Source organism: Massilia sp. DJPM01 (genome assembly GCF_030348125.1).
GTDB lineage: Bacteria > Pseudomonadota > Gammaproteobacteria > Burkholderiales > Burkholderiaceae_D > Telluria_A > Telluria_A frigida.
Genome location: NZ_JAQOZV010000025.1, coordinates 1 through 14,866, shown reverse-complemented (window position 1 = coordinate 14,866; position 14,866 = coordinate 1). Strand labels below are relative to the sequence as shown.

The window sequence follows — 14,866 nt, the reverse complement described above, 5'->3', positions numbered from 1 at the left end:
TACTTCATTTACTTTGTGCCCGTCCTGCGGGTGGCGTGTGCTCCTTTGCAACGCCGATGAGGGGGTCAACCAGCCACTCGATCAGCTTCCGGCGATCATTGAAAATATCCGCTTCAAGCGTCATCCCAGGTTCAAATAGTTTCTGCTTGCCGTACATCATCATGGAATTGGTCGCCATCGTCACGGTTGCGCGATACATTGGGACGTAGGATGTATTGGGACCGTCGGGGGCACTCGCTCTATCATTGATCGGGTTGAGTTCGACCTGTTTAATCGTTCCGGCTACCAAGCCGTACTTCTGGTACGGGAAGGCATCAATGCGCATTTTTACCTGCTGTCCCGCAGCCACCGACGATTTCGCTTGCGAGGGGATCAGCAGCTTTGCCTCAAGCATGCTGCCGGTTGGAAGAACAGTGGCCAGCACTGTTCCTGGCTGCACGGACTGCCCCACGTCGTAGCCCAATGCTGTGATGGCGCCTGCGGAGGGGGCCAAGACGCGTATCATGCTTCGTCCTTCGTGCTCCGCCGCCTCTTGCTCAATTGTGGCAAGACTTTGTTCGGCTTCGGTAATGGCGATCCTTTCACGTGCGGCGAGTGATTCTGCTTCGTTTCGTATCTGGAGCAGGGCGCCGCGTGCGTTGCCGAGGTTGACCTTGAGCGCATTGCGTTTGGCCAGCTCGACATTCAGGGCGTTCTTGTACTGCGCAAGGGTGGCCGGTGACACAAAGCCCTGTTGGGCAAGGGCGTGTTGCCGGTCGTACGAGGTCTGGGCGCTCTTGACCAGTTCGTCACCGATGGTGATCGCGCCAAGATGCGTTGTTAGTTCGCCCTTGAGCAGGCGCTGCTGATCGGCCAAGGAACTGCCACGCAACGCCAGTTGCTGGAGCGTTGCGTCACGGTGCAGGGCAATCTGTTCGCGGCGCATGGCGAGTGAGGCACCGATGCGCGCATCGATGGAGCCAGCCCCGCCAATCCGCTCGGCCGACAGGTCGAATAGCACTTGCCCTGCCTTGACCACTTCGCCTTCTTTGATGTGGCGCGCGACGATGCGGCCAAACTGGGGCGCGACTGCCTTGATAGCGCCGCCTGGATAAATTAGCTGGCCAGTCACTCGCACCTTGCTGCTGTATTCGCCAAAAGCCAGCAGCAGTCCAAGTGCAAGCACGATCAGAGCCCCGCACGCGGCCGCCACCTGCATCGGCACTGGGCGGGCCAACACGATCGCGCCAGCTTTGCGGCTACGGCGGGCCTCAATTACTTCAACCCGTATCGGCACCAGATCCACATGAATCTCCCATTCACGATATTGCCAACTCATTGGATGAGCAGCATTAAAGGCGTGATCCGCGTCGCATGGCGCACACATGCCGATAAGCTTGCTCTTGAGGCACGCACTACAAGACCATCAACGTGGATATAGACGCCACGCGCTGAAGTAAAGTTCAAATTTTTTTGTCGTATGTGCGCACTTCCGCAGCTAACTCGACTGTGTGGTGTGGACCAAACCACACGGTCTAGGATCACGTGCGGCTCGGTTTGTACCATGAAGGGTATTGCCGGGACCATCGGTGCGAATCGACTTGCCGAGATGGTCATCAAAGAAGAGCAGTTGTTGGAGCGGCAGGCAGCCAACGGCACGTGGCGTGAACTGGATGAATTATGGCTGCTGGCGAAGCGGGTTAACGAGGCGGCCAAGCGGCATCTGGCGCAGCTGGCTCCGGCGGCCAATGGCGCCCCCCTCACGCCGACACTGGACATCGCGGTTCTACGTACCCGGACCGTGGAACTGCAGCAATTGCTCGCTGCCGGAGACCTGAAGGCCGACGACGCGTTCGGGCGCTTGCAGGACGCGTTCGGCACACTGATGCCGGACGAATTTGCGTTGATCGAGGAAAGCATTGACGCCTTGGATTATCTAAAAGCGAGCGAGCTGTGCAATCGGCTATTGGAGGCCACCAGTATCGCCCCAAGCGGCGACCTATCGCATTAAAATGGGCCGCAACAGCATTCCAGCCGTTTCTCGGCCAGGACCCATGCAGGGCGCCGTCGCCTATCCGCACCATGCTGCGCGCGACGATGACGGGGGAAGGGATGGCCAGGCGCTCAGGGCAAAACCGAGCCCTTCGACCTTGCCGACACACGTGAGCCCGTCGATTCTCGATCCGGCTCACGCGTGGCCAACGCCGCTTGCTAGGTCGGCATCTTGTCGCGTGGAAGACTGATCATGAATACGCAACCCTTGCAGGGAATATCGCGCACGGTCAACTGCCCGCCATTGGCGGTAATGCTCTGTTTTGCGATGGTCAAGCCCAGGCCGATGCCGCTCCTGTCGACTCCTCCCTGGTTGAACGGCAAGAACATGTTTTCCGCGACGCCCGCTCCCAGGCCGCCGCATTCGTCCTGCACGTCGATATGGATGCGATTGCCCGAAGCATAGGCCGTCAGGACGATCTCCGTGCCGGGCTTGGTGAACTTGAAGGCGTTTTGCAGCAGGTTGGCCACCGCCGCAATGAGCAAATCCCGGGTCCCGACCAGGGCGAGCGTCGCGTCAACCGGGGCCACCCGCAATGTACAGCCGTGCATTTTCGCCGACAGCGATGCGGCGTCGTCGATCTCGGTGATCAGTTCGGCCAGCGAAAACGCATCGAGAACGATATTGCGCTGCCCCAGTGTCCGGACATCTTCCAGCGAGGTGGTGATCAGCTTTTCCAGGCTGGTCAGGCTGCGTTCGAGGATGTTGCCGGTGGCGCCGCTCAGGCTCAGGTTGCCCTGCTTGGCAGCCGAAAACGCCAGGGAAGCCGTGCCCAGCAGGTTGCGCAGCTCATGCGCGAAATAGCCCATCTTTTCGCGCGTGTCCAAGGCATGCGCATCGGCGGCGACTGCATCTTTCAGGAAGCCGAATTCGGTGACCGCTTCGGCAATGGCATTGTCGAGGCAACGGTTCAATGTGCGAAATTCGTTCACTTCGATCGGCGCGTCGCATTCCACGGCAAGGTCCGTGATCGCCTGGCACAGGTCGCCGTAATCGTGGACCACCTGGTCGACGCTCAGCCCCAAGGCCAGCAGGTCCTTGCCATGCCGTGCGGCCGACACGCTCACTTCCGACAAGGCCGCGCCGCCGCCCGCCGGTCCGGACACGCGGCGGCTGTCGAACGGTGTGCTCGTCTGCTCGATGCGCAAGGTGCTGATCAATTGATCGAGGAAGAGCGGAATGCCATCTTCCAACTGCTCGTCGGTGGCGGAGCGGCCGGGCCGCTTGCCGACCTTGACCCGGCACCTGCGCGTCAATTCGTCGCGGTTGTCCGCCAAAAAATCATGCATCATAAGGAGGCCTCGCGCCTCAAGACTTGCTTGAGACAAGCATCGCAGATGTGCCGAGCAATCTTGACGATAACTTATCTTAGCACTGTCTGATCGGCGCACCGAAATACCATTGGTATCTCTTTTGCAAGTACCATGCAGGTGGGTGCGGCGCTCGGCAGTTTGCGTCGCGAGCGAGCCGATGCGGCCGGTCCACTCGCCAGCGGCGCCACGGTTGAATGCCGGGGAGCGCTCCACAGGAATCGGGCCGGAGACGGGACGACAGGGGCCGGTCCGCTTACCCGGCCTATGCGACGTGCCGCTCGCTGTCGAACAGTCCTTACAGCAGCCCCGATTCGCCGGCCAGGCCGGGTTCCACCGCGCAGGCGGTGCCGTCCACGTCAACGCGCGTCGATGCCGGCTTTGCGCCGCGCGGATTCGCGGCGACGCGGCAGTACGGGTCCCGGGTGCACAGCGCGCGTATGTCACGCGACGCAGACGCCGCTGCGCTCATCGACCACGCTGTGCAGCATCGACGTGGGCTCGCCCCTGGCGGGGGCATATAGGCGACCGGCAGTAACGGCTGTATGTTAACATGCGCGCCTATGGCCGATCTCGTATCGCACGAGCGGCTTGTTCGTGGCCAAATCGCTTGACAATTTTTTCATCGGCTAATCATTTGTTTCGATTTGCCTGGCATGACTCACGCAACCCAGCCCGCCATGAGTGCTTCAACCCTTCTTCATTCTCTGTTTAAATACAAAGCCTGGGCGAACGAGGAGCTCTTCTTTGAGCTCGAGAAACTCGACCCTGCGACCCATCAGGCAGAGTTGCATACTGCCATCCGGCTCCTCAATCACATCTACGTGGTAGATCGCATCTTCGCGGCCCATCTTTCCGGCATTGCACACAGCTACACGGCAACCAACACGCCGGAAACCCCCACGTTTGATGAATTGCGCCACGCGGTCACGGAGTCGGACCGCTGGTACGTCGCATACATTGAGAATTTGGCTCCCGACCTTCTGTCGGAAAGTGTGCCGATCAGGTTCACCGATGGTGCCAACGGCCTCATGTCCCGAGAGGAAATGCTGGCCCACGTCGCCACCCACGGTGGCTACCATCGCGGCGCCATTGGGCGCATCATGGCTCAAGTGCCGGTACCGCCGCCGCCAGACGTCTTCACTGTCTATTTGCACCGGTCCGAGCCTGAACGCCGTGCGGGATACCTCTAGCAGGCCAGGTCAGCGCGGACGTAGCGTCGATCCGAACCGGTTGTGGGACAAGCCCCGCCGCCGCCCGCTCAGTCGCCGTGATTGCCGGTTGGCGCCGCGCTTGATGCATGCATGCGCAGTCGTCTGCGCCAGAGGAACGGCGACCCGGCCTTGGCGCTCCGGCAGTGGCGTCCTGGCAAATCAACAATCACATCGCTTGCAATTAGTCTTGGCCAGAAGCACGCGGTTGGCATGCGGCGCAGGACGGCAGAATTAGCCAGCATGCCTATTTGCGGTACTTTGCCATTGCACAATCATGCTCCAGCCCATGTTAATATCACTGCAGCAAATGACATAACGGCGCGTAACGAGACAGTACTGTTGCGTTTCAAGCAACAACAAACCCGCCGCGCCTCACCCGGAGTCCGATCGATGACGCCTTGCCGACTTCCTGCTCGCCTGCTGGCATTGCCGCTGTGCTGCGTGCTGAACCTGGGCGCGCTCGCCGGCGCGGGCGGCGCCAGGGCGGCCGCTTCACCGCCCGAGATGTTGTTGGCGAGCACAGACTGGTTGCCCTACACCGGGGCACGTTTGCCCTTGGACGGCGCGGCGAGCGCGGTGGTAGCGACGGCGGCGGGGCGTTTTGGCTATACCGCGCGTTTCGCGTATTTTCCGTGGCTAAGGACCGTGCAGCTCGGCCACGACGATCCCCGCTTCGCTGGTTATTTTCCGGCCTACTACACGGAAGAACGCGCGCGCGATTGTCACTTGTCGGCGCCGATCAGCACCAGCATCGTCGGCCTGGCTTATCTGAAGAGCACGCCCTTGCATTGGCACAGCGTGGGTGACCTGGCAGGCATGAAGATCGGCGTGGTCGCGGGCTACGCCAATGGCGCCGCCTTCGACGCGATGGTCAGGAAGGGCAAGATCCGCGCCGACCTCTCGCGCGGCGACCTGCTCAATCTCAAGAAACTGCTGGCGGCGCGGGTGCCCGCGATCGTCATCGACAAGGCCGTGCTGCGTTACCTGCTGTTAAGTTCCCCTGAGTTCGCGGGTCAGCGCGAGCAGGTCGTTTTTCACGACAGGATCCTCGGTGAGATGGGGGTGCATATCTGCTTCCAGCGCACGAAAGTGGGGCTGGGCCTGCAGCAGTCGTTCAATGCGGCGCTGCGCGGCATGGATCTCGGCAAACTCGATGCGGCCTACTTCAGGGAGCTCGGAGCCGCCGAAAAACCAGGGGCGAAATAAGCTGCGGCATCGCCATTACCGGCCACGCCATAGCGCCCGCCGGGTGCCAGGTTGGACAATCGGACACGGTCTCGTCTGTAGCACGTAGAGGGTCGTCTTTGTCCACCAAACGCCGTGGTGCCAGGTATGACAATCGCCGTGGTGCCGCCGCGTGCGCTGCATGCCTGCGCTGTCGTGCGCGGCGGACCAACGATCGCATGAATACGTCCAGCCGGCAGGTCAACATAAGTGGCCGCGTCCCTGATCAAGGTGGCGCAGTGATTCCAGTAGATGGTTCACGCCAGCATGCGCTCGTGCAGTTCCGCCGGTGCGTCGTCATACAGCTTGACCACGGTCGAGGTGCGCGTGCCGTAGCCGGGAATTTCGATGCACACCGCCGACAGCCCGCGTTCCAGGTCGAGCGCGATGCCGGTATCGGGCAAGCGCATGTCGGCCGCCCGCGTGGTATCGGCCAGCATTTCGAAATACGCGTCTTCCGGTGCGCCCTGGCACAACAGACTGGCGAACTGCGCCTTGGTGCGCACGACTTTCGGCCACGGCGCGTCCAGCAGACTGTTGGAAATGCCGTAAATCCCCGGTTCCAGCGCCTGCCCGTTGCGCGCATCGCTCGCGCCGCGATTGGAGAACCAGTACATGCCGGTCCGGTCGCCCAGCACCAGGTTGAAGCCGTTGTAGGCGTCGCTGCCGCCGGCAATCTGCGCGATATAGTCGGCGGCCGTCATCGTGCCCGCCAGATAATTGGCCACCAGCGCCCCGCGCGAGGGGGCATCGGTGCGGCGTTCTTCCGGCGCGCGGATATTGGTCAGGGCCGCGAAGCGCGGGCCGTTGGCGCCATCTTGCGTGATGCCCATCCAGCTGCCGCCGAATTTGAGGTCGCGCCCGGCATAGATGTTCGGATGCTCGGGCCACACGCCGGCCGGAGCGGTCGGGCGGTCATAGAATTCGTCGCGGTTGGCCGCAGCGATCAGGGGCACGCCGGGAACGACCTGCCATGCAAAAACAATCAGGCACATGTGCTTATATCCGTAAAAACTTCCGTGTGGCGCGGGCCATCGGTGAACTGGTCCAGGCCGGCTTGCCGAAGCGCGGCCGCCAGTGCGTTGTTGAACCCGTCCGGGGTGGCGAGGTAGATTTCCATCCAGGTCTGGCGCCCATCCTGCGCGCCCGGACGGCGCTTGACCGTGCCCGCCACACCCGTTTCGGCGGCCAGTGCGCCCTGCATGGCGCGCACGCGCGGAGCAAGCTGCTGCGCGTGCTCGTCGCGCACCTTGTAGTAAATATAGAGATCGACCATGGCAGGCTACAGGTCGAGGGCGTCGAGCGCGTAGGGCATGGGCAGCAAGCGCAGGGGCCCGCCGCTGGCCGAGCCGAGGCGTACTTCGCCTTGCCCGATGGCCGCCAGTTTCATTTCCACCAGCGCATCGACACCACCGCTGCCGTTCGGCGCGCTGTTGACGATCATGCCGCAGGGCTGGTCGGGGTCGCCGACGGCAAAGACTTCCTCGCCGCTCGCGGCCAATGCGTCGATGGCGGCCAGCGCCGTACGGCGCTTGAGCTTGCCCAGATACTGGCTGCGGGCGACGATTTCCTGGCCCGGGTAGCAGCCTTTCTTGAAATTGACGCCGCCCAGCAGTTCAAAATTGACCATTTGCGGGACGAATTGTTCCTGCGTCTTGAGCGTTACCTGCGGCACGCCGGCGTGGATGTCGGCCAGGCGCCAGGCATCGGTACCGGCCGGACGCAGCGCGGCGGCCAGCGCCGGCCAGGCCGCCTGGGCCGCCTCGGGCGTGGCCAGCCACTGGTAGCGGGCACTGCCGAACGCGTCGGCCACGCGGATCAGGGTGCCGAGCGGGTGCGCGATGCGGGAATAGGGCGTTGGCGGCAGCGCGCCGAACAAGGGCGTCAGCGCATCCTGGGCGGCGGCGCCGCCGATGCCGAGCAGCACCTGGCCGGCAGCGGCATCGCTCAGCTTGGCTTTGGCGCGCAGCACGAACATGGACAGGCGCTTTTGCAGGGCCGGCTGGATCTCGCGCGCCAGCTGCAGGAAGACCGATTCGCTGGTCCGCCACATCAGGAACGTGGCTTGCAGGCGGCCTTTGGGCGTGCAGTAGCCCGCCAGGCGCGCCTCGGCCAGGCCGAGGTGTTCGACGTCGTTGGTCAGCTGATTGTGCAGGAAGCTGGCGGCGTCGTCACCCGTGACGGCGATCAGGCCCTGGTCGGTGACGGGCGCGACAAAGCCCGGCGCCAGGTCGGCCACGCCCAGGGAATTGCCGAAGTCAGGCACATGGCCGCTGCCATCTTGCGCGAGGCGGGCGCCCTGCGACGAGAGATATTCATTCCAGTTGTTCATAAATTTCAAATATTTCCCGATTTAAGCTTTATCATTACGGCCTCATTATAGAGATGTCGCGTAAATCGCGCCGGCAACGGCGAAAACCACGGAATCGAGCACGGTCTTGTTCAAAAAATTACTCATATTGGCGCTCCTGCTGTGCACCGCAGCGATGACCTACTTCTTCCACTGGGCCAAGGAGCCGATCACCACGTCCGGCGATCCGATTCCGTTCACGGTGGAGTCCGGCAGCGGCGTGGGCGCGGCTGCCCAGCAGATCGCCGACGCCGGCGCCCCGGTCAATCCCTACATGCTGTCGATGCTGGCGCGCGCCACCCAGACCGCCTCCAAGATCAAGGCCGGCACCTACGAGCTCAAACCTGGTACCTCGCCGCGCAAGCTGCTCGACCAGCTGGTGCGCGGCGAGTTCGCCCAGGAATCGCTGACCATCATCGAGGGCTGGACCTTCAGGCAGATGCGCCAGGCGGTGGCCGCCAACAAGGGGCTCAAGCACGATACGGCGAACTTGTCCGACACCGAACTGCTGGCCAAGATCACCACCGACTACAAGGCGGCGGAAGGCTTGTTCTTCCCGGACACCTACCTGTTCGCCAAGGGATCGAGCGACTTGCATATCTACAAGCAGGCGCATGCCTTGCTGATCAGCCGCCTTGGTGCCGCCTGGGAAAAGCGCGATCCGAGCTTGCCCTACGAAAATCCTTACCAGGCGCTGGTCATGGCCTCGATTGTCGAAAAGGAAACCGGCCAAAAGTCGGAGCGCGCCATGATCGCCGGCGTGTTCGTGAACCGCTTGCGGCTCGGCATGATGCTGCAGACCGACCCGACCGTGATCTATGGCATGGGCGACAAATATGCGGGCAATATCCGCAAACGCGACCTCGAAACCGACACCCCTTACAATACCTATACGCGCAGCGGCCTGCCGCCGACCCCGATCGCCTTGCCGGGCGTGCAATCGCTGGCGGCGGCGCTGGGGCCGGCCAAGACCGACGCCCTGTATTTCGTGGCGCGCAAGGATGGCACCAGCCAGTTTTCCAGCAATTTGTCCGACCATAACCGGGCAGTGAATCAATACCAACGATAGGCGTTTCCCGTTCCATGACCGACAGTACCGCCTCAAGAGGCAAGTTCATCAGCTTTGAAGGCATCGACGGCGCCGGCAAGTCCACCCACATCGCTTTCGTGGCCGCGACCCTGGAAGCGCTGGGCAAGCGCGTGGTCTCCTCGCGCGAGCCGGGCGGCACCGCGCTCGGCGAAAAGCTGCGCGACATGCTCCTGCACGACAAGATGCACCTGGAAACCGAGGCGCTGCTGATGTTCGCCAGCCGCCGCGAGCATATCGCCCAGGTCATTGCGCCCGCACTCGAACGCGGCGACTGGGTCATTTCGGACCGTTTCACCGATGCCAGCTTCGCTTACCAGGGCGGCGGGCGCGGCCTGGACCGCGCCAAGATGGAGGCGCTGGAGCACTGGGTGCATCCGCACCTGCAGCCGGACCTGACCCTGCTGTTCGACGTGCCGCTCGATGTCGCCCGCGCGCGCCTGGACGCCACCCGCACGCTGGACAAGTTCGAGCAGGAAAAAGCGGATTTTTTTGCGGCATGCCGCAATGAATACCTGCGCCGCGCCGCTCAGTTCCCCGATCGAATTGTGGTCATCGATTCCACGCAATCGATTGCGGACATCCAGGCCACGCTCGGCGGCATCCTCGAACAACTGCTGCAAGTGATTGATTAAAATAAGAATGCCGCGATGAGCAATACAATTTATCCCTGGCAGGCGGGCGCGTGGCAGCAATTGCAGCTGATGCGCGAGCGCTTGCCGCACGCGATCCTGTTCCATGGCGCCGCCGGCACCGGCAAGGCTGATTTCATCGAAGCCTTTGCCCAGTCGCTGCTGTGCGAAAACGTGCGTCCGGATGGCCACGCCTGCGGCAGCTGCGCTTCCTGCGGCTGGTTTTCGCAGCAAAACCATCCCGATTACCGGCGCGTGCGTCCGGAGGCGCTGGAAGACGAAGCGCCGGCCGAGGGCGAGGAGGGGGCCGATACCGACGGCGGCAAGAAATCCAAGTCGGCCAAGGCACCGTCGAAAGAGATCAAGATCGAGCAAATCCGCGCCCTGGCCGACTTCATGAACATCTCGACCCACCGCCAGGGCTTGCGGGTGGTGGTGGTGTATCCGGCCGAAGCGCTGAACATGCCAGCCTCGAACGCCTTGCTCAAGACCCTGGAAGAGCCGCCCCCGGGCACCGTGTTCCTGCTCTCGTCGAACAGCCTGGACCGGCTGCTGCCGACGATCTTGTCGCGCTGCCGCAAGTTTGCCCTGCCGATGCCCGACCAGGCCGCCGCACTGGCCTGGCTCAAGGAGCAGGGCCTGGCCGATGCCGACAGCTGGCTGCGCGAGCAGGGCGGCGCGCCGCTGGCCGCGCTGGCCCAATCGGACACCGGCAACCGTGAGGATCTGGAAACATTATTACAGTGCCTGGCGCATCCCAGCGTCGATGGCGCGCTGCGTACTGCCGAGAAATTGAGCAAGGCACCGCTGTCGACGTTGGTTTCTTGGATGCAGCGCTGGCTTTACGATCTGTTTTCCTACAAACTAGCGGGTAGTATCCGGTATTATCCACGTTACCAGAAGGAACTCGCCGTGCTCGCTGCCAAAGTGCACACCGCGAACCTGCTGCGCGCGATGAAAAATGCAAACGACCGGCGCGCGATCGCGGACCATCCGCTGTCGCCGAAATTGTTTGTCGAAGACTTGTTGCTTGATTACACTGCATGCTGTACCTGAAAGGATTTTAATGTCTGGCAACCCAACTGACCCTAGTGCTCCGCAAATCACGCGTCCTTCGGTCCTGTCGCTTGCCATCAAGGAAAAGGCGGCGCTGTATGCCGCGTACATGCCTTTTCTGCGCAACGGCGGCATGTTCGTGCCCACCGTGAAGCCGTACAAGATCGGCGACGAGATTTACCTGATTCTGGCGCTGATGGACGACACCAACAAGTATCCGATTGCAGGCAAGGTCGCCTGGATCACGCCCGCGGGCGCCAACAATAACAAGGCGCAGGGCATCGGCGTGCATTTTCCCGATGACGAAACCGGCCAGCGTGCCAAGTTGCGCATCGAAGAGATCCTGGGCGCCGCCCTGCGCTCGTCGCGCGCCACCCACACGCTGTAGCGCCCGCGCCCCCTTAACCTGACTGTCACCGTGCGCCGTATGCCGTCTTTCGTTCACCGCCTTGCCCGTCCCGAGGACTTGCCCGTCATCGTCGACATCTACAATTCGACCATCGCCTCGCGCGAGGTGACCGCCGATACCGAGCCGGTCTCGGTGGCCTCGCGCCAGCCATGGTTCGACGAGCATGACCCGCAGCGGCGTCCGCTGTGGGTGCTGCATGCGGCCGACGATGCCAGCGCCAGCCCGGCCGTGATCGGCTGGATGTCGTATTCCGACTTTTACGGCCGCCCAGCCTATGCGGGCACGGCCGAGCTGTCGATCTACATCGCCGAAAGCTGGCGCGGCAAGGGCATCGGGCGTTACTGCCTGGAACAAGCCATCGCGTACGCGCCGAATATTGCCGTGCACACCTTGCTCGGCTTCATTTTTGGCCATAACGTGCCAAGCCTGGCCTTGTTCAAGAAGTTCGGCTTCGCTACCTGGGCCAATCTGCCCAAGGTCGCCAAGCTGGACGGCATCGAGCGCGACCTGATCATTCTGGGCAAGCGTATCGGCTAGCGTTTACAATGGCGGGATGTATATCGACTCCCACTGCCATATCAATTTCCCCGAGCTTGCCGCGCGCATGCCCGAGATCCTCGTCAAGATGGCCGAGAACAAGGTCAGCCACGCCCTGTGCGTGTCGGTCGACCTGCCGGACTTTCCCCAGGTGCTGGCCCTGGCCGAGGAATATCCCCACATCTACGCCTCGGTCGGCGTGCACCCCGATTATGAAGACACCCCGGAACCTTCGGTCGAGCAGCTGGTCGAACTGTCGGCGCATCCGAAAATCGTCGCCATCGGCGAAACCGGTCTCGACTATTTTCGGCTCCAGGGCGACCTGGAATGGCAGCGCGAGCGTTTTCGTGTGCACATCCGCGCTTCAAGAATCACGCGTAAGCCCCTGATTATTCATACCCGCGCCGCCAGCGCGGACACCATCCGCATCATGCAGGAAGAGGGTGCGGGGACCGACAAGGGCGGCGTGGCGGGTGTCATGCATTGCTTTACAGAATCACTGGAAGTGGCCGAGGCTGCCATCGCGATGGGGTTTTACATCTCGTTTTCAGGCATCGTCACCTTCAAGAGCGCCAAGGATTTGCAAGCCGTGGCGCGCGCCGTACCGCTCGACCGCATCCTGATCGAGACCGATTCGCCTTACCTGGCGCCGGTGCCGCACCGGGGCAAGATGAACGAACCGGGCTTTGTGTGCCATGTGGCGGAATACCTGTCGGCCTTGAAAGAGGTGCCGCTGGCCACGGTGGCGCAGCAGACGACCGACAATTTTTTCAATCTTTTCAAGGTGGTACGCAGCTAAGTTCGCGTTGAACCTGGCATTGCTTCGGTAACTGCGCAATTTCCGGCGCGTGCACGGTTTTCCCAATGTTTTCAAGGCTGTAGGGAGTCAACTTCATGTTCAACCTGATGATCCGTTTTGTTCTTGCCGCCTTGCTCGCCATGGCTGGCGCGAACGCCGCAGCCGACCCGGTGCGCGACTTCGTGGTGGCCGCGCAGATGGACAACGCGTCCATGGTGAAGAAACTGCTGAAAAACGGCGCCACGCCCAACACGATCGATCCGATTACCGGCCAGACCGTGCTGATCCTCGCGCTGCGCGAGGGCGCCAATGACGTCATCGAGGTCTTGCTGGCCCAGCCCGGCATCGATCTCGAACGGGCCGCGCCGAACGGCAACCGCGCCCTGATGATGGCCGCGTTCAAGCGCAACAAGCCGGCGGTGCTGGCCTTGCTGGCCAAGGGCGCGATCGTCACCTATCCCGGCTGGACGGCGCTGCACTACGCGGCCGCCAGCGGCGACGACGAGATCGTCCGCATCCTGCTCGACCATTACGCCTACATCGACGCCGAAACGCCCAGCAAGCTGACCCCGCTGATGATCGCCGCCCGCGAAGGCCAGGAAGCGGCTGCCCGGCTGCTGATGCGGGAGGGCGCCGACGCCACCCTGAAGAACAACGAAAGCCTGACCGCCGCCCAGATCGCCGAGCGCGCCGACAAGCCGCGCATTGCCGACGCCATCAACGCCCATCTTTCCCTGGGCCGCAAGGGGCTTTGAGCGCATCCGGCAGCGCGCGCAAGCGCTGAACTGGCACGGAAAAGCGAGTTATCTCGCGGCATCGAATAGCATCCATGTTGTTGATAATGATTATGTCGTACTGATCAAGCCAGGCAAGGGCGCAGGGCATCCGGGTCAGGACGGCCTGGCTGCCAATTCAAAGGGAAAATTATGCTGAACGAACGCGAAATCGAAAGCTGCTATCTGGGGCAGTTCATTCCTGTCCACTATCACCACAATATGTTGATGGACCAAAACCGGATGCACGGTTTCAAGTCAGCGATCCATTACGCGGTTTTCCCTGGCGCCAAGGTGTTGGAACTCGGCGGCGGCACCGGCGTGCTGTCGTGGTTCGCGGCCGCCAAGGCCGAAAAAGTCTACTGCGTCGAATTCAATCCCGACATGGTCAAGGAAGCGCGCAAGATGATGTCCATGAACCCCAACGGCCACAAGGTCGAGGTGGTGCATGCGGACGCCTTCGAATACCTGCCGCCGGAACCGGTCGATATCGTGATCTGCGAAATGATTCACGTCGGCATGCTGCGCGAAAAGCAGGTGGAAGTGATCGAATCGTTCAAGCGGCGCTACCTGGCGCGCTTTGGCGGCCCGCTGCCGCGCTTCTTGCCGGAAGCGGTGATCATGGCGGTGCAGCCCTTGCAGCAGGAATACGATTTCGAAGGGTTTTACGCCCCCATCGTGCAGTTCCAGGAAACCACGGTGATTCATCCAGGCACGGTGGAACTGGCGCCGCCTTCGGTGTACAGCATCCTCGACTTCAGCCAGCCGCTCGACACCCGCATCGCGTGGGAGGGCAAGTTCCTGGTCGAGAAGAACGGTGTCGTCAACGCCATGCGTTTCATCACCAAGAACGTGCTGGCGGTCGTGAGCGAAGAAAATGCCACCATCGATTGGCTGAACCATTACATGACCTTGCCGCTGCAACAGGGCGTGCAATGCAAGGCCGGCGACGTGCTGCAGGTCGGTTTTCATTACCGCGCGGGCGGCTCGATTCCCTCGCTCGAAGCGGCGATCCGGGTCGAGGTGCTGCACGCGCTGGTGCCGGAGACTGTCGAACGGGTCCGGGTCTGCGCCTGATGGCGCGCGCCGTGGCGCGGTCTGGCCCAGGCCGCCCCGTCATCCCGGCCGATGGATTTGCCGCGCGGCGGGCGAGCCCGTAAAATGGCGGCTTCAACCGTTTATTTAAGTGCTCCATGGAAAATATTGACCAGCGTTACCTCGTCCAGCAAAACAAACTCAGTGATGATGCGCTGAAACCGCCTGTGTTCGCCAAAGTCATGCGCAGCAAGGAAGGCAAGTTCGAGGGTGTTTCCTTCATCAAGAACAAGGAAAAAGCCACCATCATGACCGTCGAGCAAGCCCAGGAAGTGATCGACTGGGCCTCGAACAAAAAGTCCAACGCCCACGAGTACGCCACCAAGATCATCTGCGTCGGCCAGTAAA

17 protein-coding genes are annotated in these 14,866 nt (G+C 62.1%); 12 read left to right on the top strand and 5 right to left on the bottom strand.

The annotated features are described in order from the left end of the window. Nucleotides 1–4: 4 nt before the first annotated feature. Entirely contained in the window at nt 5–1,318 is a 1,314-nt protein-coding gene (locus tag PO883_RS17015; RefSeq protein WP_167088160.1) for an HlyD family efflux transporter periplasmic adaptor subunit, read from the bottom strand. A 225-nt stretch (nt 1,319–1,543) separates the two neighbouring features. Between PO883_RS17015 and PO883_RS17010 the strand changes: the two genes are divergently transcribed. Then, nucleotides 1,544–1,990: a hypothetical protein gene (locus tag PO883_RS17010; RefSeq protein ID WP_289310827.1), complete on the top strand. Its 447-nt coding sequence runs from the start codon at nt 1,544–1,546 to the stop codon at nt 1,988–1,990. Nucleotides 1,991–2,190: 200 nt separating this feature from the next. Here PO883_RS17010 and PO883_RS17005 read toward each other — a convergent pair whose 3' ends face one another. Then, nucleotides 2,191–3,324: a sensor histidine kinase KdpD gene (locus PO883_RS17005; RefSeq protein ID WP_289310826.1), complete on the bottom strand. Its 1,134-nt coding sequence runs from the start codon at nt 3,322–3,324 to the stop codon at nt 2,191–2,193. Between the two features lie 698 nt (nt 3,325–4,022). Between PO883_RS17005 and PO883_RS17000 the strand changes: the two genes are divergently transcribed. Both PO883_RS17000 and PO883_RS16995 read left to right on the top strand, forming a co-directional pair. Beyond that, nucleotides 4,023–4,535, top strand: coding sequence for a DinB family protein (locus PO883_RS17000; protein ID WP_289310825.1), 513 nt, complete (start codon nt 4,023–4,025; stop codon nt 4,533–4,535). Nucleotides 4,536–4,946: 411 nt separating this feature from the next. Then, entirely contained in the window at nt 4,947–5,762 is an 816-nt protein-coding gene (locus tag PO883_RS16995) for an ABC transporter substrate-binding protein (RefSeq protein ID WP_289310824.1), read from the top strand. Between the two features lie 275 nt (nt 5,763–6,037). On the opposite strand, the gene PO883_RS16990 is transcribed toward PO883_RS16995, so the two are convergent. The 3 genes from PO883_RS16990 to PO883_RS16980 are packed head-to-tail and all read right to left on the bottom strand — an operon-like array spanning nt 6,038 to nt 8,112. Beyond that, a complete protein-coding gene (locus PO883_RS16990) occupies nt 6,038–6,775 on the bottom strand; it encodes an NRDE family protein (RefSeq protein WP_289310823.1) in 738 nt (245 codons plus the stop codon). Next, a complete protein-coding gene (locus PO883_RS16985) occupies nt 6,766–7,056 on the bottom strand; it encodes a DUF4936 family protein (RefSeq protein WP_289310822.1) in 291 nt (96 codons plus the stop codon). The genes PO883_RS16990 and PO883_RS16985 overlap by 10 nt, the downstream gene beginning before the upstream one ends. 6 nt (nt 7,057–7,062) lie before the next feature. Continuing rightward, nucleotides 7,063–8,112, bottom strand: coding sequence for a folate-binding protein YgfZ (locus PO883_RS16980; RefSeq protein ID WP_289310821.1), 1,050 nt, complete (start codon nt 8,110–8,112; stop codon nt 7,063–7,065). A gap of 106 nt (nt 8,113–8,218) precedes the next feature. Between PO883_RS16980 and mltG the strand changes: the two genes are divergently transcribed. The 9 genes from mltG to PO883_RS16935 all read left to right on the top strand — a co-directional run bounded on the left by mltG (nt 8,219) and on the right by PO883_RS16935 (nt 14,865). Continuing rightward, on the top strand, nt 8,219–9,199 hold the full coding sequence (gene mltG / locus PO883_RS16975; protein WP_289310820.1) for an endolytic transglycosylase MltG: 981 nt from the start codon (nt 8,219–8,221) through the stop codon (nt 9,197–9,199). Nucleotides 9,200–9,213: 14 nt separating this feature from the next. Beyond that, entirely contained in the window at nt 9,214–9,852 is a 639-nt protein-coding gene (gene tmk, locus PO883_RS16970; protein ID WP_289310819.1) for a dTMP kinase, read from the top strand. A 15-nt stretch (nt 9,853–9,867) separates the two neighbouring features. Beyond that, on the top strand, nt 9,868–10,905 hold the full coding sequence (locus tag PO883_RS16965; protein WP_289310818.1) for a DNA polymerase III subunit delta': 1,038 nt from the start codon (nt 9,868–9,870) through the stop codon (nt 10,903–10,905). A gap of 10 nt (nt 10,906–10,915) precedes the next feature. Beyond that, nucleotides 10,916–11,293 carry a PilZ domain-containing protein gene (locus tag PO883_RS16960; protein WP_054262511.1) on the top strand — a complete coding sequence of 126 codons (378 nt, stop codon included), beginning with the start codon at nt 10,916–10,918 and terminating at the stop codon, nt 11,291–11,293. Between the two features lie 39 nt (nt 11,294–11,332). Next, nucleotides 11,333–11,851 carry a GNAT family N-acetyltransferase gene (locus tag PO883_RS16955; RefSeq protein ID WP_289310817.1) on the top strand — a complete coding sequence of 173 codons (519 nt, stop codon included), beginning with the start codon at nt 11,333–11,335 and terminating at the stop codon, nt 11,849–11,851. A 16-nt stretch (nt 11,852–11,867) separates the two neighbouring features. Next, on the top strand, nt 11,868–12,650 hold the full coding sequence (locus tag PO883_RS16950; protein WP_289310816.1) for a TatD family hydrolase: 783 nt from the start codon (nt 11,868–11,870) through the stop codon (nt 12,648–12,650). A gap of 95 nt (nt 12,651–12,745) precedes the next feature. After that, a complete protein-coding gene (locus PO883_RS16945; protein WP_289310815.1) occupies nt 12,746–13,405 on the top strand; it encodes an ankyrin repeat domain-containing protein in 660 nt (219 codons plus the stop codon). 171 nt (nt 13,406–13,576) lie between these two features. Continuing rightward, nucleotides 13,577–14,500 (top strand): methyltransferase domain-containing protein, encoded by a 924-nt coding sequence (locus tag PO883_RS16940; protein ID WP_289310814.1) that lies wholly within the window; start codon nt 13,577–13,579, stop codon nt 14,498–14,500. Nucleotides 14,501–14,616: 116 nt separating this feature from the next. Then, a complete protein-coding gene (locus PO883_RS16935; RefSeq protein ID WP_054262506.1) occupies nt 14,617–14,865 on the top strand; it encodes a hypothetical protein in 249 nt (82 codons plus the stop codon). The last annotated feature ends 1 nt before the right edge of the window (nt 14,866 follow it).

Coding starts and splice junctions, on each gene's coding strand:
- PO883_RS17015 (WP_167088160.1), bottom strand. CDS start 1,318: ATGAGTTGGCAATATCGTGAATGGGAGATTCATGTGGATCTGGTGCCG.
- PO883_RS17010 (WP_289310827.1), top strand. CDS start 1,544: ATGAAGGGTATTGCCGGGACCATCGGTGCGAATCGACTTGCCGAGATG.
- PO883_RS17005 (WP_289310826.1), bottom strand. CDS start 3,324: ATGATGCATGATTTTTTGGCGGACAACCGCGACGAATTGACGCGCAGG.
- PO883_RS17000 (WP_289310825.1), top strand. CDS start 4,023: ATGAGTGCTTCAACCCTTCTTCATTCTCTGTTTAAATACAAAGCCTGG.
- PO883_RS16995 (WP_289310824.1), top strand. CDS start 4,947: ATGACGCCTTGCCGACTTCCTGCTCGCCTGCTGGCATTGCCGCTGTGC.
- PO883_RS16990 (WP_289310823.1), bottom strand. CDS start 6,775: ATGTGCCTGATTGTTTTTGCATGGCAGGTCGTTCCCGGCGTGCCCCTG.
- PO883_RS16985 (WP_289310822.1), bottom strand. CDS start 7,056: ATGGTCGATCTCTATATTTACTACAAGGTGCGCGACGAGCACGCGCAG.
- PO883_RS16980 (WP_289310821.1), bottom strand. CDS start 8,112: ATGAACAACTGGAATGAATATCTCTCGTCGCAGGGCGCCCGCCTCGCG.
- tmk (WP_289310819.1), top strand. CDS start 9,214: ATGACCGACAGTACCGCCTCAAGAGGCAAGTTCATCAGCTTTGAAGGC.
- PO883_RS16965 (WP_289310818.1), top strand. CDS start 9,868: ATGAGCAATACAATTTATCCCTGGCAGGCGGGCGCGTGGCAGCAATTG.
- PO883_RS16960 (WP_054262511.1), top strand. CDS start 10,916: ATGTCTGGCAACCCAACTGACCCTAGTGCTCCGCAAATCACGCGTCCT.
- PO883_RS16955 (WP_289310817.1), top strand. CDS start 11,333: ATGCCGTCTTTCGTTCACCGCCTTGCCCGTCCCGAGGACTTGCCCGTC.
- PO883_RS16950 (WP_289310816.1), top strand. CDS start 11,868: ATGTATATCGACTCCCACTGCCATATCAATTTCCCCGAGCTTGCCGCG.
- PO883_RS16945 (WP_289310815.1), top strand. CDS start 12,746: ATGTTCAACCTGATGATCCGTTTTGTTCTTGCCGCCTTGCTCGCCATG.
- PO883_RS16940 (WP_289310814.1), top strand. CDS start 13,577: ATGCTGAACGAACGCGAAATCGAAAGCTGCTATCTGGGGCAGTTCATT.
- PO883_RS16935 (WP_054262506.1), top strand. CDS start 14,617: ATGGAAAATATTGACCAGCGTTACCTCGTCCAGCAAAACAAACTCAGT.